18 protein-coding genes and 1 tRNA gene are annotated in these 20591 nt (G+C 43.5%); 6 read left to right on the forward strand and 13 right to left on the reverse strand.

The features are described 5' to 3' along the window. Positions 1-102: 102 nt before the first annotated feature. Complete coding sequence (locus HZS85_RS05890; protein ID WP_214854294.1) at positions 103-1569, reverse strand: glutamate synthase subunit beta; 1467 nt, start codon at positions 1567-1569, stop codon at positions 103-105. Continuing rightward, positions 1566-6038 (reverse strand): glutamate synthase large subunit, encoded by a 4473-nt coding sequence (gene gltB / locus HZS85_RS05895; protein WP_214854296.1) that lies wholly within the window; start codon positions 6036-6038, stop codon positions 1566-1568. The genes HZS85_RS05890 and gltB overlap by 4 nt, the downstream gene beginning before the upstream one ends. 294 nt (positions 6039-6332) lie before the next feature. Between gltB and HZS85_RS05900 the strand changes: the two genes are divergently transcribed. Further along, a complete protein-coding gene (locus HZS85_RS05900) occupies positions 6333-7175 on the forward strand; it encodes a transporter substrate-binding domain-containing protein (RefSeq protein ID WP_058705360.1) in 843 nt (280 codons plus the stop codon). 2 nt (positions 7176-7177) lie between these two features. After that, positions 7178-7855, forward strand: a complete 678-nt coding sequence (locus HZS85_RS05905; protein ID WP_214854298.1) for an amino acid ABC transporter permease — start codon at positions 7178-7180, stop codon at positions 7853-7855. An 81-nt stretch (positions 7856-7936) separates the two neighbouring features. On the opposite strand, the gene HZS85_RS05910 is transcribed toward HZS85_RS05905, so the two are convergent. After that, positions 7937-9778, reverse strand: a complete 1842-nt coding sequence (locus tag HZS85_RS05910; protein ID WP_483297906.1) for a putative bifunctional diguanylate cyclase/phosphodiesterase — start codon at positions 9776-9778, stop codon at positions 7937-7939. Between the two features lie 146 nt (positions 9779-9924). Here HZS85_RS05910 and HZS85_RS05915 point away from each other — a divergent pair, with 146 nt between their 5' ends. Continuing rightward, positions 9925-10554 (forward strand): FMN-dependent NADH-azoreductase, encoded by a 630-nt coding sequence (locus tag HZS85_RS05915; RefSeq protein WP_050678294.1) that lies wholly within the window; start codon positions 9925-9927, stop codon positions 10552-10554. Here the strand turns inward: HZS85_RS05915 and HZS85_RS05920 are convergent. From HZS85_RS05920 to HZS85_RS05955, 8 genes are all read right to left on the reverse strand, one after another. Further along, the gene (locus tag HZS85_RS05920; protein WP_214854303.1) at positions 10551-11426 is read right to left on the reverse strand and encodes a helix-turn-helix domain-containing protein; all 876 of its coding nucleotides are present in this window, start codon (positions 11424-11426) and stop codon (positions 10551-10553) included. The genes HZS85_RS05915 and HZS85_RS05920 overlap by 4 nt on opposite strands. Positions 11427-11454: 28 nt before the next feature. Beyond that, positions 11455-12321: a helix-turn-helix domain-containing protein gene (locus tag HZS85_RS05925; protein ID WP_214854305.1), complete on the reverse strand. Its 867-nt coding sequence runs from the start codon at positions 12319-12321 to the stop codon at positions 11455-11457. A gap of 38 nt (positions 12322-12359) precedes the next feature. Next, positions 12360-12797, reverse strand: coding sequence for a tetratricopeptide repeat protein (locus HZS85_RS05930; protein ID WP_214854307.1), 438 nt, complete (start codon positions 12795-12797; stop codon positions 12360-12362). Between the two features lie 69 nt (positions 12798-12866). Next, positions 12867-13280: a helix-turn-helix domain-containing protein gene (locus HZS85_RS05935; RefSeq protein ID WP_214854309.1), complete on the reverse strand. Its 414-nt coding sequence runs from the start codon at positions 13278-13280 to the stop codon at positions 12867-12869. 44 nt (positions 13281-13324) lie between these two features. Next, positions 13325-14215, reverse strand: coding sequence for a helix-turn-helix domain-containing protein (locus tag HZS85_RS05940; RefSeq protein ID WP_214854311.1), 891 nt, complete (start codon positions 14213-14215; stop codon positions 13325-13327). A 7-nt stretch (positions 14216-14222) separates the two neighbouring features. Beyond that, positions 14223-15110, reverse strand: a complete 888-nt coding sequence (locus HZS85_RS05945; protein ID WP_214854313.1) for a helix-turn-helix domain-containing protein — start codon at positions 15108-15110, stop codon at positions 14223-14225. Between the two features lie 88 nt (positions 15111-15198). Beyond that, positions 15199-15269 (reverse strand) — tRNA-Thr (locus HZS85_RS05950). A gap of 85 nt (positions 15270-15354) precedes the next feature. Next, positions 15355-15552: a hypothetical protein gene (locus HZS85_RS05955; protein WP_035407347.1), complete on the reverse strand. Its 198-nt coding sequence runs from the start codon at positions 15550-15552 to the stop codon at positions 15355-15357. Between the two features lie 156 nt (positions 15553-15708). Here HZS85_RS05955 and HZS85_RS05960 point away from each other — a divergent pair, with 156 nt between their 5' ends. Next, positions 15709-16884: a MalY/PatB family protein gene (locus tag HZS85_RS05960; RefSeq protein ID WP_214854315.1), complete on the forward strand. Its 1176-nt coding sequence runs from the start codon at positions 15709-15711 to the stop codon at positions 16882-16884. 260 nt (positions 16885-17144) lie between these two features. Further along, positions 17145-18617: a sodium/proline symporter PutP gene (gene putP, locus HZS85_RS05965; RefSeq protein ID WP_214854317.1), complete on the forward strand. Its 1473-nt coding sequence runs from the start codon at positions 17145-17147 to the stop codon at positions 18615-18617. 55 nt (positions 18618-18672) lie between these two features. Here the strand turns inward: putP and HZS85_RS05970 are convergent, their stop codons facing one another. Together HZS85_RS05970 and HZS85_RS05975 are read right to left on the reverse strand one after the other, a co-directional pair. Beyond that, the gene (locus HZS85_RS05970) at positions 18673-19464 is read right to left on the reverse strand and encodes a class I SAM-dependent methyltransferase (RefSeq protein ID WP_251137854.1); all 792 of its coding nucleotides are present in this window, start codon (positions 19462-19464) and stop codon (positions 18673-18675) included. A gap of 41 nt (positions 19465-19505) precedes the next feature. Beyond that, complete coding sequence (locus HZS85_RS05975) at positions 19506-19820, reverse strand: hypothetical protein (protein WP_023468579.1); 315 nt, start codon at positions 19818-19820, stop codon at positions 19506-19508. 204 nt (positions 19821-20024) lie between these two features. On the opposite strand from HZS85_RS05975, the gene HZS85_RS05980 reads away from it, so the two are divergent. Next, a complete protein-coding gene (locus HZS85_RS05980) occupies positions 20025-20507 on the forward strand; it encodes a GNAT family N-acetyltransferase (RefSeq protein WP_064299696.1) in 483 nt (160 codons plus the stop codon). Positions 20508-20591: the final 84 nt, after the last annotated feature.

Genomic DNA, 20591 nt, shown 5'->3' on the forward strand with positions numbered 1-20591 from the left:
CTTGAAACAAAATCAATAGTTATTTTTGAACTGGCAGATTTCTTTGCCAAACACAAAAAAGCCTGGATTTCCGATGTTGCCAGAAAATCCAGACGATGTGATTTAGCCTGTTTGTTGCATTGCTTTTAAATATTGTCCAACGGCTTCTGCTACTTCACGACCTTCGCGAATCGCCCAGACGATCAATGATTGACCACGTCTTGCGTCACCTGCGGCAAATACTCCTGGACGGTTCGTCGCGTAACGAATCGTCTTGATTTTCCCACGTTCCGAGGCGACTGCTAAATGTTCGAGTACGTTCTCTTCGACACCACTGAATCCAATGGCAATCCAGACTTGATCGACTGGGAAGTAACGATCGCTCCCTTTGATCTCCTCAAAGATCACCGCACCCGATTCATTTTTTGTTTTCGTCGTCTGAATCGTCCAGACACCGGTGACTTGACCCGATTCACTTGTCGTGAATCGCTTGATGGCGATCAAGTATTCACGGGGATCCCGACCGAATTGTTGGAATGCTTCCGCATATCCATAATCAATCGAATAAAGCAAAGGTGTATCCGGCCACATGTTTCCTGTTGCACGTGTCGTACCCGGTTGTTCATGCTTGCCGAATTGGACGACGGAGCGGCAGCGTTGACGGAGCGCCGTCGCTACACAGTCCGCTCCGGTATCGCCGCCACCAATGACGAGAATATCCTTATCTCTCGCATCGTGATCAGGAGACAACGGTTCTTGCGAGAGCACGTGACGTGTCACCCCTGTCAAATAATCCATCGCATAACCAACTCCACGCGTTGGCGCATCCGTTAATTTGCGTGGTTCCGTCGCGCCGACACATAAGATAACGGCGTCATACTCCGCTTCAAGTGTCTCGAGCGTGATATCTGCACCGATCGTGACGTTCGTCCGGAAGTGGATTCCTTCTGCTTCAAGCAAATCAACACGGCGCTGTACGACCTCTTTATCGAGTTTCATGGCTGGTATACCGTACGTGAGTAATCCGCCAATCCGATCTTCCCGCTCATAGACCGTCACTTGGTGACCGGCTTGATTCAGCTGATCGGCAGCCGCAAGACCGGCAGGACCAGATCCAACGATGGCAATCGAACGTGTCGATCGTATTGCTGGAATTCGGGGCACGACCCATCCTTTTTCGAAGCCAATGTCGATGATCGCCCGTTCGATATCTTTAATCGCGACCGCAGGTTCATGAATCGACAACGTACACGACCCTTCACATGGCGCCGGGCAGACGCGACCCGTGAATTCCGGGAAATTGTTCGTCTCAAGAAGGCGATCGAGTGCCTCTTGAAAACGTCCTTCTTCTACGAGCAAGTTCCATTCTGGAATCAAGTTATAGACTGGACAACCAATCTTCACTTGATCAAATACTTCCCCTACATGGCAAAACGGGGTGCCACAATCCATACATCGACTTGCTTGTTGACTCGCTTCTGCTTCCGTCAAAGCCGTCTTATATTCCTTAAAATCACCCACTCGTTCGCTTGGGTGTCGTTCCGTTCCACCCGAACGAGCAACTGTCATGAATTGATCGCGTCGTTTCATCGTACCCCTCCTGTTCTGCGCCCTAGATGTGTCTCGAATGCGAGCAACATCGCTTCTTCGGTGTTGTGTCCTTGTTTAGCGAAATCAGCCATCAACGTTGTCACTTTCTCATACGTCGAAGGAATGACGCGGATAAACGAATGAATGACATGATCCCAGTTCGCTAGAATCGCATCTCCCTGCTCACTTCCGGTCCGTGCGACGTGCCGCTCGATGAACGTCTTCAGTCGCGCAATCTCTTCGACATGCGTGACAGGTCCCGTCGAGACGAGTTCGCGGTTGACACGTTGTAAAAATTGTTCAGGATTACGCGGCAAGACATAGGCGACACCACCTGACATACCGGCAGCAAAGTTTTTTCCGACATCGCCAAGTACTACGACGGATCCACCGGTCATATACTCGAGTCCATGGTTGCCGATTCCTTCGACGACGGCGACGGCTCCACTGTTTCGAACCGCAAATCGCTCACCTGCCTGACCGTTGACATAAAGTTCTCCACTTGTCGCCCCGTAAAGTGCGACATTACCGATGATCGATTGATCGGACGAGACGAACGAAATCGAACGTGGAGGATGAACGGCGATGATACCCCCGGACAATCCTTTCCCGACGTAATCATTTGCTTCTCCCGTGACATCAAGCGTCATACCACGTGGTAAATAAGCGCCTAAACTTTGCCCGGCAGATCCCTGCAGTTCAAGTTTCAATCGATCCGTCGGAAGACCAAGGGCCCCAAATCGTCTGGTCAGCATGGCACCGGTCTGCGTGCCAATCGCACGGTCTGTATTTTGAATCGTTAAACGTAGTGTCTGTGGCTGACTGAAATCTGCCTCCTCCAAATACGGCGAGATTTCACGAGCGTCAAAGGAACGCTCAACGTGATGCTGTTGTTGTTCAGCCGGACCGTGTGACACATGAACGAGGAGACGAGAGAAATCAAGACTTTTCGCCTTCCAATGCGTTCGTTGTCGTTCCGATGGTTCGAGTAAATCCGTACGCCCTACGAGATCTTGCAACCGTCTCACACCTAGCTTTGCTAAATGTTCTCGTACTTCCTCAGCGATAAATGTCATGAAATGGACGACATCATCGGCAGATCCGGTAAATTTCTTGCGGAGCTCTGGATCCTGTGTCGCGACACCAACAGGACACGTATCGAGATGACAAGCACGCATCATGATACAGCCGACAGCGATAAGTGGTGCTGTCGCAAATCCATATTCATTCGCTCCTAGCATTGCTGCGAGGATGACATCACGACCGGTCAATAGCTTTCCGTCCGTCTCGAGAACGACACGCTCGCGTAACCCGTTTAATGTCAACGTTTGATGTGTTTCAGCAAGACCAAGTTCCCATGGCAGTCCGGCATGTTGAATACTCGTCTTAGGTGAGGCGCCCGTTCCGCCGTCATGACCACTGATGACGATAACATCTGCTAACCCCTTCGCAACGCCAGCAGCAATCGTTCCAACGCCTCCTTTGGCGACGAGTTTGACGCTAATCCGGGCTTGATCGTTCGCACGTTTTAAGTCATGAATCAACTGGGCTAAATCTTCAATTGAATAGATATCATGGTGTGGAGGTGGGGAGATCAATCCAACACCAGGTGTTGATGCACGCACACGTGCGATCCATGGATAGACTTTTTCACCAGGCAATTGACCACCTTCACCAGGCTTCGCACCTTGTGCCACCTTGATTTGTAATTCGTCGGCATGTACCAGATAATGACTCGTCACTCCAAAACGACCAGAGGCGATTTGTTTGATTCGGCTCATCCGGAAATCGCCATTTTCATCGTGTTCGTATCGCTCTTCTTCCTCCCCACCTTCACCACTGTTACTTTTTCCACCTAAGCGGTTCATCGCAATCGCGAGTGTCTCATGCGCTTCTTTTGATAACGAGCCGTATGACATTGCACCTGTTTTAAAGTATTTGACGATTTCGCTAATGGGCTCGACTTCTTCGATCGGGATTGCCGTCGTCTCCTTGAATGTCAACAGATGTCGTAGCACCGTTGCTGGTTCCTCCTGAATGCGTTGTGCGTACTTTTGATAGAGCCGGTAATCATTTGTGCGGCATGCGTGTTGCAGCAAATGAATCGTCGCTGGATTAAACGCATGATGTTCTCCTGCTTGACGGTACCGGAAGACACTGCCGGACTCTAAATGAATCCGTTCATCTGCAACCTGTTGTGCTCGTCGGACTTCTTCTTCCATCAGCTCAAGCGTCATCCCACTCAATTGAGAGACCGTGCCAGTGAAATGCTGTTCGATGACAGAGCGATCGATTCCGACTGCTTCAAAGATTTGAGCGCCCCGATAACTGAAGATCGTCGAAATGCCCATCTTCGACATGACTTTGACGACGCCTTCCGTGACTGCTTTTTGATAACGTTTGGCTACATCCGTAAAACGATCCCCTACTGCTTCTTCAAGCGTCGCATATGCAAGGTACGGATAAATCGCATCCGCACCATACCCGATCAACGTGGCGACATGATGGACCTCACGAATTTCTCCACCTTCAACGATCAAGCTGAGATTTGTTCGTAATCCCTTACGGATCAGCGCATGATGAATCGCACTCGTTACTAAGAGGATTGGCATCGGTAATGCTCCAGGGCGAACGAGACGATCCGATAACGTCAATAATTCATACCCGTTTTGTGCAGCGGTCACAGCCTCATCAACGATCATGTCAAGCGCTTCTTCAAGCGAGTCGGTGAACGTCGTTGAGATCGTTTTCTGCTTAAGTCCACATTGTTTAAGCACATGGGCTTCGTCTGGTCGCAGGATCGGCGTCTCTAAGCGAACACGACGACAGTTCGCACGGTTCGGCGTCAGCAGCTCCCCTTGTCGACCAAGCCATGTTAGCGTCGAGGTGACGATCTCTTCGCGTAACGCATCGATTGGTGGATTCGTGACTTGTGCGAATAGCTGTTTGAAATAACGGAACAAGGATTGAGGACGTTCACTTAAGACCGCTAGCGGTATGTCCGTTCCCATCGCGCCTAACGGATCCTTTTGTTCTTCGACGAGTGGAATCAAGTATTGATCGATATCTTCACGCGTGTATCCAAAATGCCGCTGTTTCGTTCCAAGTTCAATGAGTGTTTCCTTGAAGTCGTTACTTGAGAGGGAAACGACTTCTTGAGCGAGCCACTCCGCGTAAGGGTGACGTGTCGCTAACTCCCGCTTGATCTCTTCATCTGCGATTAACTGACCGGACGCAAAATCGAGTAAAAGGAGTTCACCCGGTGCTAATCGTTTTTTGTACAAAATGTCTTGTTCACGAAGAGGGAGTACTCCTGCTTCTGACGACAACATGAAATGACCATCGCGTAACAATACATATCGCGCCGGGCGTAAACCGTTTCGGTCAAGCGTCGCACCAATCTGTTTTCCGTTCGTGAAGACGATGGCAGACGGACCATCCCACGGTTCCATCATGCTACTGTGATACTCATAGTACGCGCGCTTCGCCGGTCTGATTTCGGCATGTTCGAATGGTTCAGGCACGAGCATCAGTGCTGTCTCAGCGAGAGAAAGACCTGACAGATGAAGAAACTCAAACGCATTATCAAGCATTGATGAGTCGCTACCTGTCTCATCCAATATCGGCAACACTTCCTCTGCCCGATTACCGTACGTCGTCTCAGCAAGTCGACGTTCTCGACCGCGCATTGCCCGGATGTTTCCTTGCAACGTATTGATTTCGCCATTGTGAATCAAATAACGGTTTGGATGGGCACGTTTCCAACTTGGGAACGTGTTCGTACTAAAACGTGAATGTACAATACCAAAGCCTGACTGATAGCGTTCGTCTCGTAAATCATCAAAGTACGCACGTAGTTGATCCGTCGTCACGAGTCCTTTGTAAACGATTGTTTCACTCGAGCTACTCAGGACGTATTGTTCAAGACCGAGTTGCTCCGATTCACGTTCAAATGCGCGACGAATCAAAAAGAGTGTTCGTTCAAATGTCAATCCTTCCATCGCCTGTGCACCAATGAAACATTGACGAATGACTGGCTCCGTGCGGCGGGCACCCGACCCAAGCACTTCGGACTGAACAGGTACGGTACGCCATCCTAAGACGTCTTGTCCTTCCGTCAAAATGATTGACTCTAACGTTCGTTCGAGTCGCATCCGTTCCCGTTCCTCACGTGGTAAGAACATCATGAAAACGCCATAATCCCCTTTTTTAGGGAAGGAAATGTGACGAACCGTTTCACGAAATAAACGATCTGGTAATTGCGTTAAAATACCCGCCCCGTCTCCGGTTTTCGCATCGCTTCCTTGTCCACCACGGTGTTCCATTTGACAAAGCATGGCCAATGCATGTTCAACGATTTCATGACTCGCTCGTCCTGTTTGATGTGCGTAAACCCCGATCCCGCACGCATCATGTTCCATACGAGGGTCGTATAATCCCTGCTGTTCAGGGTATTGATGAAATGTCATAGTAGCACTCTCCTTGCCTTCTTAATTTTCTGTATATTCAGTTAAATTATACTTTACACCCTTTTATGTTTATTCGCTACTATGCATAATCACCATTTTGTTCAACCTCTAGAGATAGAATTACCATATATCAACATTGATAACGCTTACATAAACTTGGATATTCATTCAATATTTTTTTTGGTTGAATTCTACACTTTGTGCGCGTATTACTTTGCCCGAACATATGATTCCGTGGTATTTTTAACTATGAAAAGAGTTATTGATCATGGAAATAAAGAGAGGAATAATACGATGAAAAAAACAATGCAATTTACGGGTCTCTTGATCGCAGGAAGCTCGATCTTATTAAGCGCATGTGGTCAGCAAGAGGAGAAGGCAACCGCATATGACAAGATTCAAAAAGAAGGAACGATTGTCGTCGCTACGGCTGGTACACTTTATCCGACATCTTATCATGAAGAGAAAAACAATAAGTTGACTGGATTCGACGTTGAAGTCGTCAAAGAAGTAGCCAAACGACTTGATTTGAAAGTGAAATTCAAAGAGATGTCATTCGACGGTATGTTGACAAGCGTCAATACAGGTCAAGTCGATCTTGCCGCCAACGACATTACGATCACCGATGATCGTAAAGAAAAATTCGCGTTCTCAAAACCATATAAATATACGTATGGTACGGCAATCGTTCGTAAAAGTGATTTGTCAGGCATCAAGTCTCTCGAAGATCTAAAAGGAAAAAAAGCTGCCGGAGAAGCTACAACGACGTATATGCAGATTGCTAAAAAATATGGTGCAAAAGAAGTCACGTACGATAACGCGACGAACGATCAATATCTACGAGATGTCTCAAATGGTCGAACAGACGTCATCTTGAATGATTACTACTTGCAAACACTCGCTGTCGATTTCTTCAAGGACTTCGATATTACGATTCATCCTGATATCGCTTATAATCCAAGTCAGGTTGGTTTAATCATGGATTTAGATAACAAGGAACTTCAATCCAACATTAACGAACAACTCGATAAAATGAAGGAAGACGGCACGTTAAAGGAAATTTCGAAGCAATTCTATGCTGGAAAAGATGTCTCCCAAATGCCTGACGTCAAAACGACAATCGTCGATGTGAACTGACGATGTCTTCGATTGATTGGCGGTCCGTCTTCAATCCGGAATTGGCGGTCGAATCGTTTCCTTATATTTTGAGTGGACTGGGACAGACGCTATGGATTTCCTTGCTCAGCATGGCCGTTGGTCTCGGAATCGGGTTAATCCTTGCCCTTTGCCGTCTGTCTCACCTTCGACTTTTACGCATCGGGGCTAGCGCTTATATCTCGTTCATGCGTGGTGTTCCGATTCTCGTGTTGCTGTTCATGTTGTATTTCGGACTGCCGGTCATCAATATTCAACTTGACGCGTTAACAGCAGCCATCACCGGTTTTAGTTTGAACAGTGCTGCGTACATGGCGGAGATCATTCGCTCCTCCTTGTTGTCGATTGATCGTGGTCAAGAAGAGGCGGCAGTGTCACTCGGTTTATCCAGGTATCGGACGTTTGTTGGTATCATTTTGCCACAAGCGATCCGGATTGCCATCCCACCACTCTCAAACGTTTTGCTTGATCTGGTTAAAGCTTCATCGCTTGCTGCCATGATTACAGTTCCTGAGATTTTTCAAAAAGCAAAAATTGTCGGTGGGCGCGAATTCGATTATATGACCGTCTATTTTGTCGTTGCGTTCATTTACTGGGGAATCTGTTCTTGTATCGCAGTCATTCAAGAGGTTCTCGAACGTCGTTTTGCGCGGTATCTGTGATTCATTGATATACAGTTATACAAACAGGCGATGGACTATGTCCATCGCCTGTTTCCTTTCTTTTTTTGATATACCATATCGTCAGCCTTCTCGATATATCGTCAAAAAGTGTTCTAATTGTCTTGGTTGTAACGGGCGATGGAAGAGATATCCTTGCAACGTATGACATCCCAATCGCTCGAGCAATGCCGCCTCTTCTTCTAATTCAATCCCTTCAGCTACAATTGTCATATCTAATCGCTTTCCTAACTGAATGATCGTCTCGATCATTGCTCGTTTCTTCTCTGAATGAATGGCTTCTTGAACGATTTCTTTTGGAATCTTCAATTGATCGAACGGTAACTCCACTAACGATTGCATCGATGAAAATCCCGTTCCGAAGTCATCGAGCGCAATCCGGATCCCGTATAAATGAAGTGCGTTTAATGTCTCGATGATTTGCTCTGTTCCTTCAATGAAGATGTGTTCTGTCATCTCGATTTCGAGTAATGACGGAGGGAAGCCAGACTGTTTTAAAATCCCCAATACGCGATCCATAAAATCGGATTGACGTAATTCCCACGGCGAGACATTCACGGAAATCGTTAACGGCTCCTTCCCCTCTTCCAACCATGCTTTTCCTTGGAAACAAGCTTGACGCATGACCCAAACGCCTAATGTCTCAATGAAACGTGTCCGCTCCGCAAGTGGAATGAACTCATTTGGCGGAACGAGACCATATTCCGGATGATTCCAACGAATCAATGCTTCGACTCCTGTAATTTGACGCGTTTTTGCATTGACTTGAGGTTGAAATAAAATAAAAAAGTCGCGATCCAACTCTGCATCGTATAAGTCGCGTGTTAACTGAAGCGCCCGTTTTCGTTCATTTTGTGTCGCCAAATCTGTAATCGCATACGTATTTTTACGATTGGATTTAGCAGTGAACAAGGCAATCTCCGCATCATTGATGACATGGTCCGTCGTTTCGTCATTCATATAGGAAACACCAATACTTGCAGTGACGTTAATCTGTTTAAAGTCGATTTGGACGCGTTCTGATACACTCGATAAAATATCGTCACAAAGGCTTCGTGCGTCGTAATGGCTTGGTGCATGCAGTAAAAAGGCACTTCCGCTTGCTTTCGCAATCGTACAATCCGGAAAGCGATTCATCAATCGACGACCAATGATGTGCAAAGTGCGATCACCTGTCCGGTAACCAAAAGCATCATTGACGGTTTTAAAATCATCCAGATCAACAAGACAAATCATATCGCCTTCTCGCTTTTTCTTATCCACTTCAATGACAAAAGAAGAACGGTTCGACAAACCTGTCACGGGATCCGTAAATGCTTGTTCCTGTAGACGGGCTAAGTAGACAATATTGCGTTCAAGACGAGTAACATATTGATTATGAATCAGTAAACTAATGATCGTCGCAATCAAGATGAGTCCGATGCGCGCGATGTGATCGGATGCAAACATCGAAGTATTTTCAAGTGACGGGGTTTGATACCAAATATAAAGAAGAGAAACCGTCGTGATGCTTGTTGCATACAGTAGCATCGTCCGGTTGATGACGACTAAGGACGCTAAAATGAAAAGAAGGGCACATGCCCAAACCGTCTGGACTCCCCGATCGATGAATGGATAATAAATATAAGGAATCAATAAAAAAATACTCGACATCATATGAGGTTTTAAACGATCTGACAACGAACTTTTACCGATGAAATATTGCACGATTCCAGCACTTGCAATGACAAGTGCACGTGTCCAATCCTCCCCGTTCAGACCAGAACGACTAAATACGTTGGCAACGATATATAAAACGGCACCACAACTCGTCAATACAAAAATGATCATCCCGAACAATTGATAATTTGCTCGAATCTCTCGATGATATTGCAGACTATTGGAAGAACGTCGCTGTGTATTCACCGCCATCCCCTCTTTCTAGTTCCTGTCGTTTATTTTTCCTTATCAGAACCGATATAAAACTTGAATTTTCTAAAAATAATAAAATATTGGGAAGTCATGATTTTAAGTAGAATGGGAATAGAGAGGTATAGAAAGGAGTAATGATTATGTCACATTTACTATTCATCGAAGCGAACGATAGCACACATCAAAAAAAAGGCATTAGCTCTGAATTGAACGATGCCTTTTTGAACGCGTATCGTGAAACACATCCGGATGATACAGTTACGGTTTTAAATTTATTTGAAGAACGTCTTCCCTTCTTCGATTTGAAACTGGCGAGCGCGGCAGGTCGCCTCTTTAAAGGCGAGGAATTAACTGGAGAGGATGCGACACATGCACAGCGACTTCAGGAGTATTTAAACGGTTTCTTAGATGCCGATAAGGTCGTCTTCTCATTTCCGATGTGGAACTTGACGGTTCCGGCACCGCTGCACAATTATATGGATTACCTTGCTCAAGCTGGTCAAACATTTCGTTATACGGCCGAAGGTTCGATTGGACTTGTTGAAGACAAACAAGTCTTGTTGATTCATTCACGCGGCGGTGATTACTCGACGAAAGAGAAAGCACCGAGTGAACACGCTGTTCGCTACATGCTCGACCTATTGGCATTTTTCGGCATTGAGGATGTATCGACTGTCATTCTCGAGGGACATCAGCAATATCCGGAACGTGCCTCTGAATTAATCGAACAAGCACTTCAAGAATGCCGACAATTCGGTCGTTCGTTCTAAGTTGGGAAGAGAACGTACTCTGCATGTTCTTCCAGAAGCAGTTTTTCATGAATTGGCATATCAAATGCTCGAAAAACGGAATAGGCCATCGTAAAATCGCGTTGGATAGCTGAAAGATCGCCATTCAGTTGTTGAGTGAAATATCCTCGCTGATAATAAAAGTGACCTAAGAAATGACCATCTTCTATTTGAAGACTCTCTTGAATACCTTGTTCGGTGATTTTTAGACCGGCAAGGTATTTTTTTTGCCTAGAAAGTTGTTGTCCATAGTTATATAAAATCTTGATTCGAACCTTTTTCAATTCGATGGATGGATAATTCGATTGAATCAATGCCTGGAAGATACCCTCCGCTAAATCGAAGTCACCGTGTTCAACATACAAATTCGCTATCGCCATCTGAATTCTTATATACAGAATAGCTGATTCAAACCAAAGGTGTTCTTTATTGAGTAATCGTTCGAGCAATTGAATGGCTTTTAAGTAGTGAAGTTGACCACTTTTTTCCTGAACGATGACTTGATAATATGCTGCCAAATCACGAACTTCCTCAAAATCTACCGTTGAAAGAACATGTTCGATCATCTCTAAAGCATCAACGTATTGATTAGTCCGCAATAGTTCTGCTAATTGCTCGTCATACGATTGAAAAACATCGCTTCGTAAATGATCCTGAAACAACATCGACAATGGTACTTTTAATCGTTTTGCGACTTGTTGGAGCAAATCGATAGTGGGTGAATTTTTACCATTTTCGATTTTACTGATTTCAGCTTGGCTACAAATGCCTTCACACAATTCTGCTTGTGTAATCTTTTTTTCTTTTCGAATTCGCTTGATTTCATAACCAATCGAGACGGGTAAGTGATCCATTATATCGTCCTTTCTTTCACTTCCGTCCTCACATTTGAAAGTGGAGAAATTGTTTTTTTCCTTTTAAGACTAACGCGGCATGATTATCATTGCCAAAGGCAGTAAAAAGGGAATAGGCAAGAGTAAACGCATCATGAATATCACACTTTCGATAATTCAATTCTTCATAGAAACATCCTCTTTGATAAAAGAAATGTCCTAACATCGCTGTATCTTTTCGTTCAATGGATAAACAAATTCCTTGTTCAGTAACCTGTAGTCCTGTTTTAAAGTCATTTTGAAAATACAACTGTTGCGCATGATTATATATGATTTTACACTGTAATTTTTTGAGTGCGTATGTCGAATACTCATACGTTAATAAATCTTCGTAGATTTTTCGTGCATATGGATATTGACCGTTCAAATAATAATAGTTCGCGACTGACATTCGAATACGTAAATAAAGAACAGGATACTCTATTTCCATTTGGTGTTCATCCGATAAGCGAAGCAATTGGGAGATACATGTCCGGTAATCGATATCTTTTTTACCTTCGCGAGCGACCCAGTCAAAATATTGAATCAATAATTGAACGGAAGAAGGAAGACTAGTCGGTAAACGTTTCATAAATTCTAGCATTTCATCATAACGACGTTGCCTAGAAAAGTCCGACAGTTGTACGTCATAGTCATGAAATAGCTTTACTTCATTTGAATCGATGAAGATTTGTCCCATTGAAATATGTAACTTTTGAGACAAACGTTGAACAAGATCGATTGTTGGCATTATTTTTCCATTTTCAATCTTACTTAATTCCGCTTGACTACATACATCCTTTGCCAATTCTTTTTGTGTTAAATTTTTCTCGATTCGTAGTTGTTTTATCTGTTTACCAAGTGACTCGATACGCAACCTTTTCTCCTCCTTTCTTGTATTTTTTAGTCATGATCTTAGTCCAGTACAGATTGTAAATAAGAACCTTTCGTTTTTAGAACGATGGTAGCGTATTGTTTCATCTGAAAAGCAGAGAATAATTCATACGCCATCGTATAATCATATTTCATCTGCGTGACGTCCATATCCATCCGTTCATGAAACTCACCACGTTGATAATACAAATGTGCTAAGTAGGAAGTCTGTTTCAATTGTCGACTGAGCTGTATGCCTTCCTCGATGATACGAAGACCCTTTTGAGGCTGACCCATTTTATATAATAATTTTGCATAGTTATAAAGAATCTTTAGTCGTTCACTCTTTAGACCGCTGATTTCTGTAGTAATGCGTAATACTTCATCATATATTTTTTCTGCTTGTTGGTATTGTCCGCATTCCGCATATAAAATGGATAATGCCATCTTGATTCGAAAGTAAAGCACCGGATCTTTCACCCATAAATCCTCTTGGTCCATCCATCGCGTAAATAAAACAGAGGTCGTTCGATAATCAACTTGTTTTTTTCAATATGCAATCACAATTTCATAGTAGGTCATTAATCGTCTTATTTCATCAGAGGATTCACTTACTGAGATTTTTTTCATTTCATGAAAACATTCATTAAAAGCATTCTCGCGTAGTAAGGTACTAAGTTTTTGATCAAGGATATTTACCTGCTCCAATTGATGTTCAGAATCGCTCTTTAATAATTCTGATATAGGAACACGAAGTACTGTTGCGATTTGTTGTAATAATTCCACAGTCGGCATCGTCTTTCCGTTCTCGATTTTACTAATTTCAGCTTGACTACAAATCCCTGCACTCAGATCTTTTTGCGATAACCCCTTCAATTGTCGGAAAAATTTTAGTTTCTTACCAATTGGATGTTCGTCCTTCATCTCATCACCTCTTTGAAATAAACGAGTTGCACTTTTCATGAAAAAACCTTCTTGTTTACCAAGAAGGTCACGTATCCTTTTTATTAATTCTCAAAAGTGAACAACATATAAGACTCCTTCATGCGAAGAATCATTTTCTTTCGAACGTCGTGCTCAAATGCATGAAATAGTGCATAGGCGACTGAATATTGTTTTTGGAGTGACTTCTCATCCTCACCTAAGTATTCATCATAGTGAGCGAGTTGATAATAAAAATGACCGAAGAGAAATGTATGATTATGCATCAAGCATAACTCATATCCTTTTTTTGCGATGACGATACTTTCCTCAGACTTCCCTTGGTACTCAAGGATCTGACAATGATTGAAGTAAATTTTCAATAGCGCATTTAGATGGGTAGTGGACTGAAGAACTTCGATTTCATTTTCTAATTCCTGATACACGGATTCCGTTAAATGAAATAAGTCCTGCTCTGAATACATATTCGCAATTGCCATTTTGATTCGAATGTACAATTGAATGGACCGAGACCAGACTTCTTTTTCAATCAACAAGTTGCTGAGTAAGCTTGCCGCTGTCCGAAAATCGATTCGATTTTGCTTTAATTCAATGATCGTCTTGATGTAGCTTTTTAAAATGTCGATTTCGACGATGCTATCCTTTTCTTGCTTGTGAATTCGCTCTAACGCCTCTTTGTATTTCTCTTCTCTAAGCAAATCGGATAAGAATCGATCTAGTTGAAAGAACTTTTCCTCATCGGTATGTTCTTGAAACAACAAAGAGATGGGAACTTGCAACCTTACAGCAAGTTGTTGTAATAAATCAACAGTCGGAGAATTTAACCCGTTTTCAATTTTACTAATTTCAGCTTGACTACATAAATCAACACATAGTTCTTTTTGAGTCATTTGCTTTTCGATACGAAATTGTTTGATTTTTGTACCAATCGATGAAGTTAAAGTATTCATCTCCATCGTTTATTCACTCACTTTCATTAATCGGAAATAAGAGGTGTTCAGAAAAATAGGTTTCAAGGATTTTTAGATAAGAGTGACTCTGAGTAGCAATGAAAAAAGAATAAGCGGTCGTATACGCTTCCTTTGTTTCTGATTCAGATCCTTTTAACGCCTCTAATAAAATTCCTTTTTGAAAATAAAACTGTCCAAGATACGTTAAATCCTGCAATTGTTTTGTCTCTTCGATGACCTTTTCAACTTCCTGCAGCCCTTCTTCGAATCGTTCAAACTCTACTAAATTACGTATGAAATTATACATGATCTTCATTCGAATTTTTTTATATTCTCTTGTTTGATAAGGTAAGTCTAATAGTTCCTTATAAATTTGATGGGCACGACTATATTCTTCGTGGTTCGTATACAGAACAGCAATCACCATCTGAATTCGTGTATAAAGAAGAAAGGATTTGTCTTTGACCTGTTCCTGTCTGACAACTTGTAATAAGGAGGCGATACATGTCCGAAAATCAATATTTCCTCTTTCATAGTCTAGTAATTCTTGATGGTAGCGAATTAAAATTTGAGTTTCAACCGCATTATTAACGTTCTCATATTTTGCTAAGTCTTTTGCCATATCTGAGTACGTTTTTTCACGCAAATGCCGAATCATTCGTTGGTCTATCTCATTTAACTTTTGTGATACGATTTCATCTTCAAAAAACAATGAAATCGGAATGCGCAGTCTTCGACAAATTTGCTGTAGTAAATCAATCGTCGGAGAATTTCGACCATTTTCGATTTTGCTGATCTCAGCCTGACTACAAATTCCTTCACAAAGTGCTTTTTGTGTCATTCCTTGTTTTTTTCGTTCTTGCTTGATCTTATCGCCAACAGAATGAATGACTGAATGCATGAAGTTCACTCCTCAATCAAAGATGAATCCATCATAAAAAAAGTCTTTCGTTTCAAGTATATATCACTTGAGACGAAAGACGCATGTATGCTTCCGGCGAGAATCGAACTCGCACTGCAGCATTACCATTGCTGAGGTCTGCCATTAACCTACGGAAGCTTGTAAAATCTGTTTCTAGTATAACTTATAAAAAAAGACAAGACAAGAAGTCGACGTGATTTCCACGCAACTCCTTGTTACTTTTTTACAGTGTCGTTTTTGTTAATGAATTATCATAGACGACTAAAACCGAATAATGTTCATCCGCTTTAGACGCGACGAATGTTGAAAATTTCAACGTAATGATGGCGTTTGACCCAACACCGTTGTTCTCAAAAAATTCGTTCAATCGTTCTTCTAATTCTTCAGGCGTTCGCCCGACAACTACTTTAGAATGTAACATGATCATCACTCCGTTCTGTTATGGTAGGTTCGAGTTAAATAATTGCCTGATCGAATAAATGTTAAACCTTTTATTTTCCGACTTGCTCCTTCCTCTCTTTATCCGCTATGGTGAAATGGAGCAGTTTAACTTAAAAAGAATAGGAAGTGAAGTCTGATGGAGCAGATTAATTTCGATGAAACGATTGAGAAACGAAATACAGGATCCGTCAAATGGGACGGACTTCATTCACTTTATGGATCCGATGAGCTGATTCCGATGTGGGTCGCCGACATGGATGTCCGTCCACCGCATCATCTCACAGAACGGTTGACAAGACGTGCTGCTACAGGTCATTTCGGTTACTCGATGTTTGAAGAGGAAGCAAAACGAGCGATTCAGCATTGGTTTCAAAAGCGGTATGACGTATCAATCACTACTGATTCCATTCTTTATTCAAGCGGTGTCGTTCCTGGACTTGCGCATACTGTCCTAGCATTGACTGAACCAAGTGATGAAATCATCATCCAAACACCGGTCTATCCTCCATTTCATCAAATCATTCAGTCTAATCAACGACAACTCATTGAAAGTCCGCTTCTTTTAGACAGTGAGACGTACCAGACCGACTTTCCACTTCTCGAACGACAAATGCGAACAGCACGTATGATGATTCTCTGTAGCCCGCATAATCCAAGCGGTAAAGTCTATCCGAGAGAAGAATTACAACAAATCGTCGAACTCGCGAAGCAATATGATGTTTATCTTGTATCCGATGAGATTCATGCGGACCTCGTCTATACAGGTTCCGTGCACACGCCTATTCTTGGTTTGGATTATGAAAAACTCATTTTAGTAAGTGCACCATCCAAAACGTTCAATATTCCGGGTCTCTATGCGTCTTATCTGATTGTACCTGACATCTCGATTCGTCAACAGATCGAGCGTATACAGCAGCGTCATTTCGTTCACCCGAATGCATTAGCTTCGACTGCTATTACAGCAGCGTATGGTGATGTTGCGAGTGAGCAATGGCTTTCACAATTACTTGTGTATTTAGAAGGAAATCGTGACCATGCCATCCGACGGTTTCGCCAAGAGATGCCAAAATTAGACGTCGTCATTCCAGAAGCAACTTTCCTGTTGTGGATCGACTTCAAAGCACTCGAGCTAGATAGTAAAACACGAGCAGATTGGCTCGTCAAGGAGGCAAAAATCGCTCTAACGCACGGTTCTTCGTTCGGATCTGGTGGCGAAACGTTTGAACGTTTAAACATCGGCTGTCCTCGTGCTCAATTAGATCAGGCAATAGACCGTTTAAGCGCCGCATACCAACGGTTTTGGACCAATTAACATCACATAAATGATCCTAATTTATTGGGGTCATTTATTTTTTATTCAATCATTCTGAATATTTCAAATTGATGAACTTCAATAGGGACTAAAACCGTCCCAATCCCTTAAGGCACTAGGCGTAGCGGCACTTTTCATGAATTTGACGTGACTTGCAAAGTCGTTTTATCCCCTGTAAGGTGGGGAACATATCATTTGGCGAACAAGTCAATACATGCTTGATCGCTGAAAAAACTATTGCATTTGGAGGATTTAACTTTATGACGCAAGAATGGATTTCGATCATCCTGTATCTTGTTCTCATGTTGGCAATCGGTTATTTTGCCTACAAGCGAACGACGAATACAGAAGATTACATGTTAGGCGGACGCGATCTCGGTCCAGGTGTCACAGCACTCTCTGCTGGTGCATCGGATATGAGTGGATGGATGCTTATGGGACTTCCCGGCGCCATGTATGCAACAGGTGTATCAGCCCTTTGGCTCGCACTTGGTTTATTGATTGGATGTTACGTAAACTATATCGTACTCGCACCACGTTTCCGTCTCTATACGGAAATGGCAAACGACTCAATTACGATCCCTGATTTCTTAGAGAATCGCTTTGAAGACAAATCACGCGTGCTTCGTACCGTATCAGCACTCGTTATCATCATCTTCTTCACGTTCTACACATCAGCTGGAATCGTCTCAGGCGGAAAACTATTTGTCAGCTCATTTGGATTTGATTACCATTATGGTATGCTCTTGACGATTGCGGTCGTAATCGCCTATACACTTTTCGGCGGTTTTCTCGCAGTTAGTTGGACCGATTTCGTCCAGGGCTGTATCATGTTCATCGCACTCGTGCTTGTTCCTGTCGTCGCATTGACAGACGTCGGCGGAATCGATGGTGCGTACAACTACGCTGAAAAATTAGACCCTTCGTTATTTGATCCACTTAAAGGAACAACAGTTCTTGGAATCATCGGATTCCTTGCTTGGGGACTTGGTTACTTCGGTCAACCACACATCATCGTCCGCTTTATGGCGATTCGTTCTGTTAAAGATTTAAAAAGTGCCCGTCGCATCGGAATCGGTTGGATGTTCGTCTCGATTCTTGGTGCCATGATGACAGGACTCGTCGGAATTGCCTATTTCGAAGGTCAAGGGAATGGACTTGGCGACCCGGAAACGGTCTTTATCCGCTTCTCTGACGTACTGTTCCACCCTTATATCACTGGGTTCTTGATGGCTGCGATTCTTGCAGCAATCATGTCGACGATTTCATCACAGTTGCTCGTTACTTCGAGTGCGTTGACAGAAGATTTTTATAAGACGTTCTTGAAAAAAGACGCATCGGATAAAGAACTCGTCCTGACAGGTCGAATTGCCGTTCTTGTCGTTGCCGTCATCGCAAGTATTCTCGCGTGGAATCCGTCAGCGACGATTCTTGCACTCGTCGGTTATGCATGGGCTGGATTCGGTTCTGCCTTTGGTCCGATCATCTTGCTTTCTCTTTATTGGAAACGGATGACGAAACAAGGTGCACTAGCTGGTATTATCTCAGGTGCCTTGACTGTCATCATCTGGGTTCAACTCGGACTTAGTACGACGCTTTATGAAATGGTACCTGGATTCTTCACAAGCTTGATCTTTACGGTCGTTGTCAGCTTGATGACAAAACAACCGGTCAATGCCGTTCAGGAAACGTTTGAAGAGATGGAAGACGAATTAAATGACGCAGTTCAATAATCAGCAAATAACAAGTAAGACCTCTGCCGAAACATCGGCAGAGGTCTTTTTTGACTTACAGTTCAATCACGCCATAATGCAACTTCGACGTCTTCCGCTTAGTTCGTTCAAACCCAAACCGTTCAAACAAGGGACTCTCATAATGTGCTTTTAAAACGATACGCTGACGTGCCACACGCTTCGCCTCCACCATCGCTTCCTCGGATAAAGCTTCATAGTTCGCAAGCGTTCGTAAAGCATCGAGATGCGTCGATTCTTCGACGGTCTGTTCGAACATAGGATCAAAGTAGATGACATCAAAGGAGTTATCCGGACATTCTTTCAAAAAGGCTAAATGGTGTTTGACTTTCACTTCGATTCGTCGCATCGCTTGATTGATCGGTTCGTAAGATTCTTCCCACCGTTTTAATCCATTCTTGACGACAAATGCTGTCTCAACCCGGCTTTCTAACCCGATGATCCGCCCCCGCTCTCCGATGGCATGACTCATGACGATGGCATCTGCTCCAAGACCAAGTGTGCAGTCAAGCACACGCATCCCTTCCGATAAGCGTCCGATTGTAACGAGAGGATCGCCTCCTCCTGCATCAATTTGTTTGATGCGAAACACCGCACTCGAAGGATGGAAAAAGAACGATGTGGTCTCACCTAGTGGATATAAATCAAGCCGTTGTTTATCGACGACAAGCACCGGTAATCCTGTCTCCTGTTGCAAGTGTTCTATGCTTTTTTTCTGACGCACGACATAGATAAAATGTATCGTCTCATCCGCTAACAACTGCTTCACACGATGATGCACGTCGTCAGTCGGACGAAGACATGTCGTCAGTCCAATGGTTGGTTTCATAATGCGTTCCTCCATAAAAAAATAAGCTAGCCGGAGCTAGCTTATTTCTTTTTCTTCAATAATCCTTCGATATCTTCAATCAATGCTTTTTTCGAAATCAGGTCTTCTTGCTTTTCCTGTTCGACTTTTGCATCGACCGTCGTCCGCTTCATGAGTGCCTGAAGCGTTTCATCGATGCTTGACTTCAAATGATCGCGGTCTTCTTTATTAAGGGAAAGATCATGTTGAACTTCATCCCCTTGTTCATCTAATTGGCGTAAGCGTTCCGTCAATTGTTTCGCTTCACGATTCAAGTCCGAATACAATCGTTCGATTTGCTCTAGACGCAATTTGATTCCGTCACGTTCTGTGAACACGTTTTCCAGCCCCTTCCAGTATGCAGTTGTCTACATCATTACTTTACCATATTCCGAGGTAATTAAAACAATCACAAGATGATTACAGAATGACTTTTTTTAGATTTCTTCCTGCGGATCGATTCCAGTTAATTTTTGCAATTGCACGGAGGGTATCGCTATAATGTAAACGAAGCATCAATTGGGATGAGGGAGGATTTTGTGATGGAATTGAGACGTCGAACATTACGTCATGTCGATCAAGCTGAGTACGATCATTTCTTGAAGTATGGCGAGCAAGCATATGGACTGACTCCGCAAGAAATCAAAGGGTATGACCATGAGCTTGGAGAAGAGCGGGCTTTTGATTCCGTCGAGCACAGTTATCCTGAAGATTATTACTTTGATATCGTTGAAGCAGATACGATCGTGGGGCGGGTTCTGCTCTTAAAAATGGGTCATTACTTCCAACTCGACTTCATGGTGTTTGATCCCTATACGCGTCGGGGTCTAGCTACTCAAGCAGTTGCTGAAGCATTGACGTATTCTGGGGTACTAGATCGTCACGAAGTACGCGCGCGTGTCCTTGAACAATCACCACACGCTTCGTTTGCAAAACGCATTTTGGAAGCGAATGATTTTACGTCGACAGAGAACTATTACGTCAAAGGAAGACGTCGCCGGTACTCTCTGCAACGAATGGGCTAAAGACCGTCCGAAAGACCATGAAACTCATGGTCTTTTTTTTATGCCCCTCGTCGCTTCGTCACCTTTGACAGTTGATGAATTTCA

The organism is Exiguobacterium sp. s130, from assembly GCF_018619055.1.
Lineage (GTDB): Bacteria > Bacillota > Bacilli > Exiguobacteriales > Exiguobacteriaceae > Exiguobacterium_A.

Bases quoted from the DNA above. Each gene is read 5' to 3' on its own strand.
- HZS85_RS05890 (WP_214854294.1), bottom strand. From the start codon at position 1,569: ATGAAACGACGCGATCAATTCATGACAGTTGCTCGTTCGGGTGGAACG.
- gltB (WP_214854296.1), bottom strand. From the start codon at position 6,038: ATGACATTTCATCAATACCCTGAACAGCAGGGATTATACGACCCTCGT.
- HZS85_RS05900 (WP_058705360.1), top strand. From the start codon at position 6,333: ATGAAAAAAACAATGCAATTTACGGGTCTCTTGATCGCAGGAAGCTCG.
- HZS85_RS05905 (WP_214854298.1), top strand. From the start codon at position 7,178: ATGTCTTCGATTGATTGGCGGTCCGTCTTCAATCCGGAATTGGCGGTC.
- HZS85_RS05915 (WP_050678294.1), top strand. From the start codon at position 9,925: ATGTCACATTTACTATTCATCGAAGCGAACGATAGCACACATCAAAAA.
- HZS85_RS05920 (WP_214854303.1), bottom strand. From the start codon at position 11,426: ATGGATCACTTACCCGTCTCGATTGGTTATGAAATCAAGCGAATTCGA.
- HZS85_RS05935 (WP_214854309.1), bottom strand. From the start codon at position 13,280: ATGAAAAGTGCAACTCGTTTATTTCAAAGAGGTGATGAGATGAAGGAC.
- HZS85_RS05940 (WP_214854311.1), bottom strand. From the start codon at position 14,215: ATGGAGATGAATACTTTAACTTCATCGATTGGTACAAAAATCAAACAA.
- HZS85_RS05945 (WP_214854313.1), bottom strand. From the start codon at position 15,110: ATGCATTCAGTCATTCATTCTGTTGGCGATAAGATCAAGCAAGAACGA.
- HZS85_RS05955 (WP_035407347.1), bottom strand. From the start codon at position 15,552: ATGTTACATTCTAAAGTAGTTGTCGGGCGAACGCCTGAAGAATTAGAA.
- HZS85_RS05960 (WP_214854315.1), top strand. From the start codon at position 15,709: ATGGAGCAGATTAATTTCGATGAAACGATTGAGAAACGAAATACAGGA.
- putP (WP_214854317.1), top strand. From the start codon at position 17,145: ATGACGCAAGAATGGATTTCGATCATCCTGTATCTTGTTCTCATGTTG.
- HZS85_RS05970 (WP_251137854.1), bottom strand. From the start codon at position 19,464: ATGAAACCAACCATTGGACTGACGACATGTCTTCGTCCGACTGACGAC.
- HZS85_RS05980 (WP_064299696.1), top strand. From the start codon at position 20,025: ATGGAATTGAGACGTCGAACATTACGTCATGTCGATCAAGCTGAGTAC.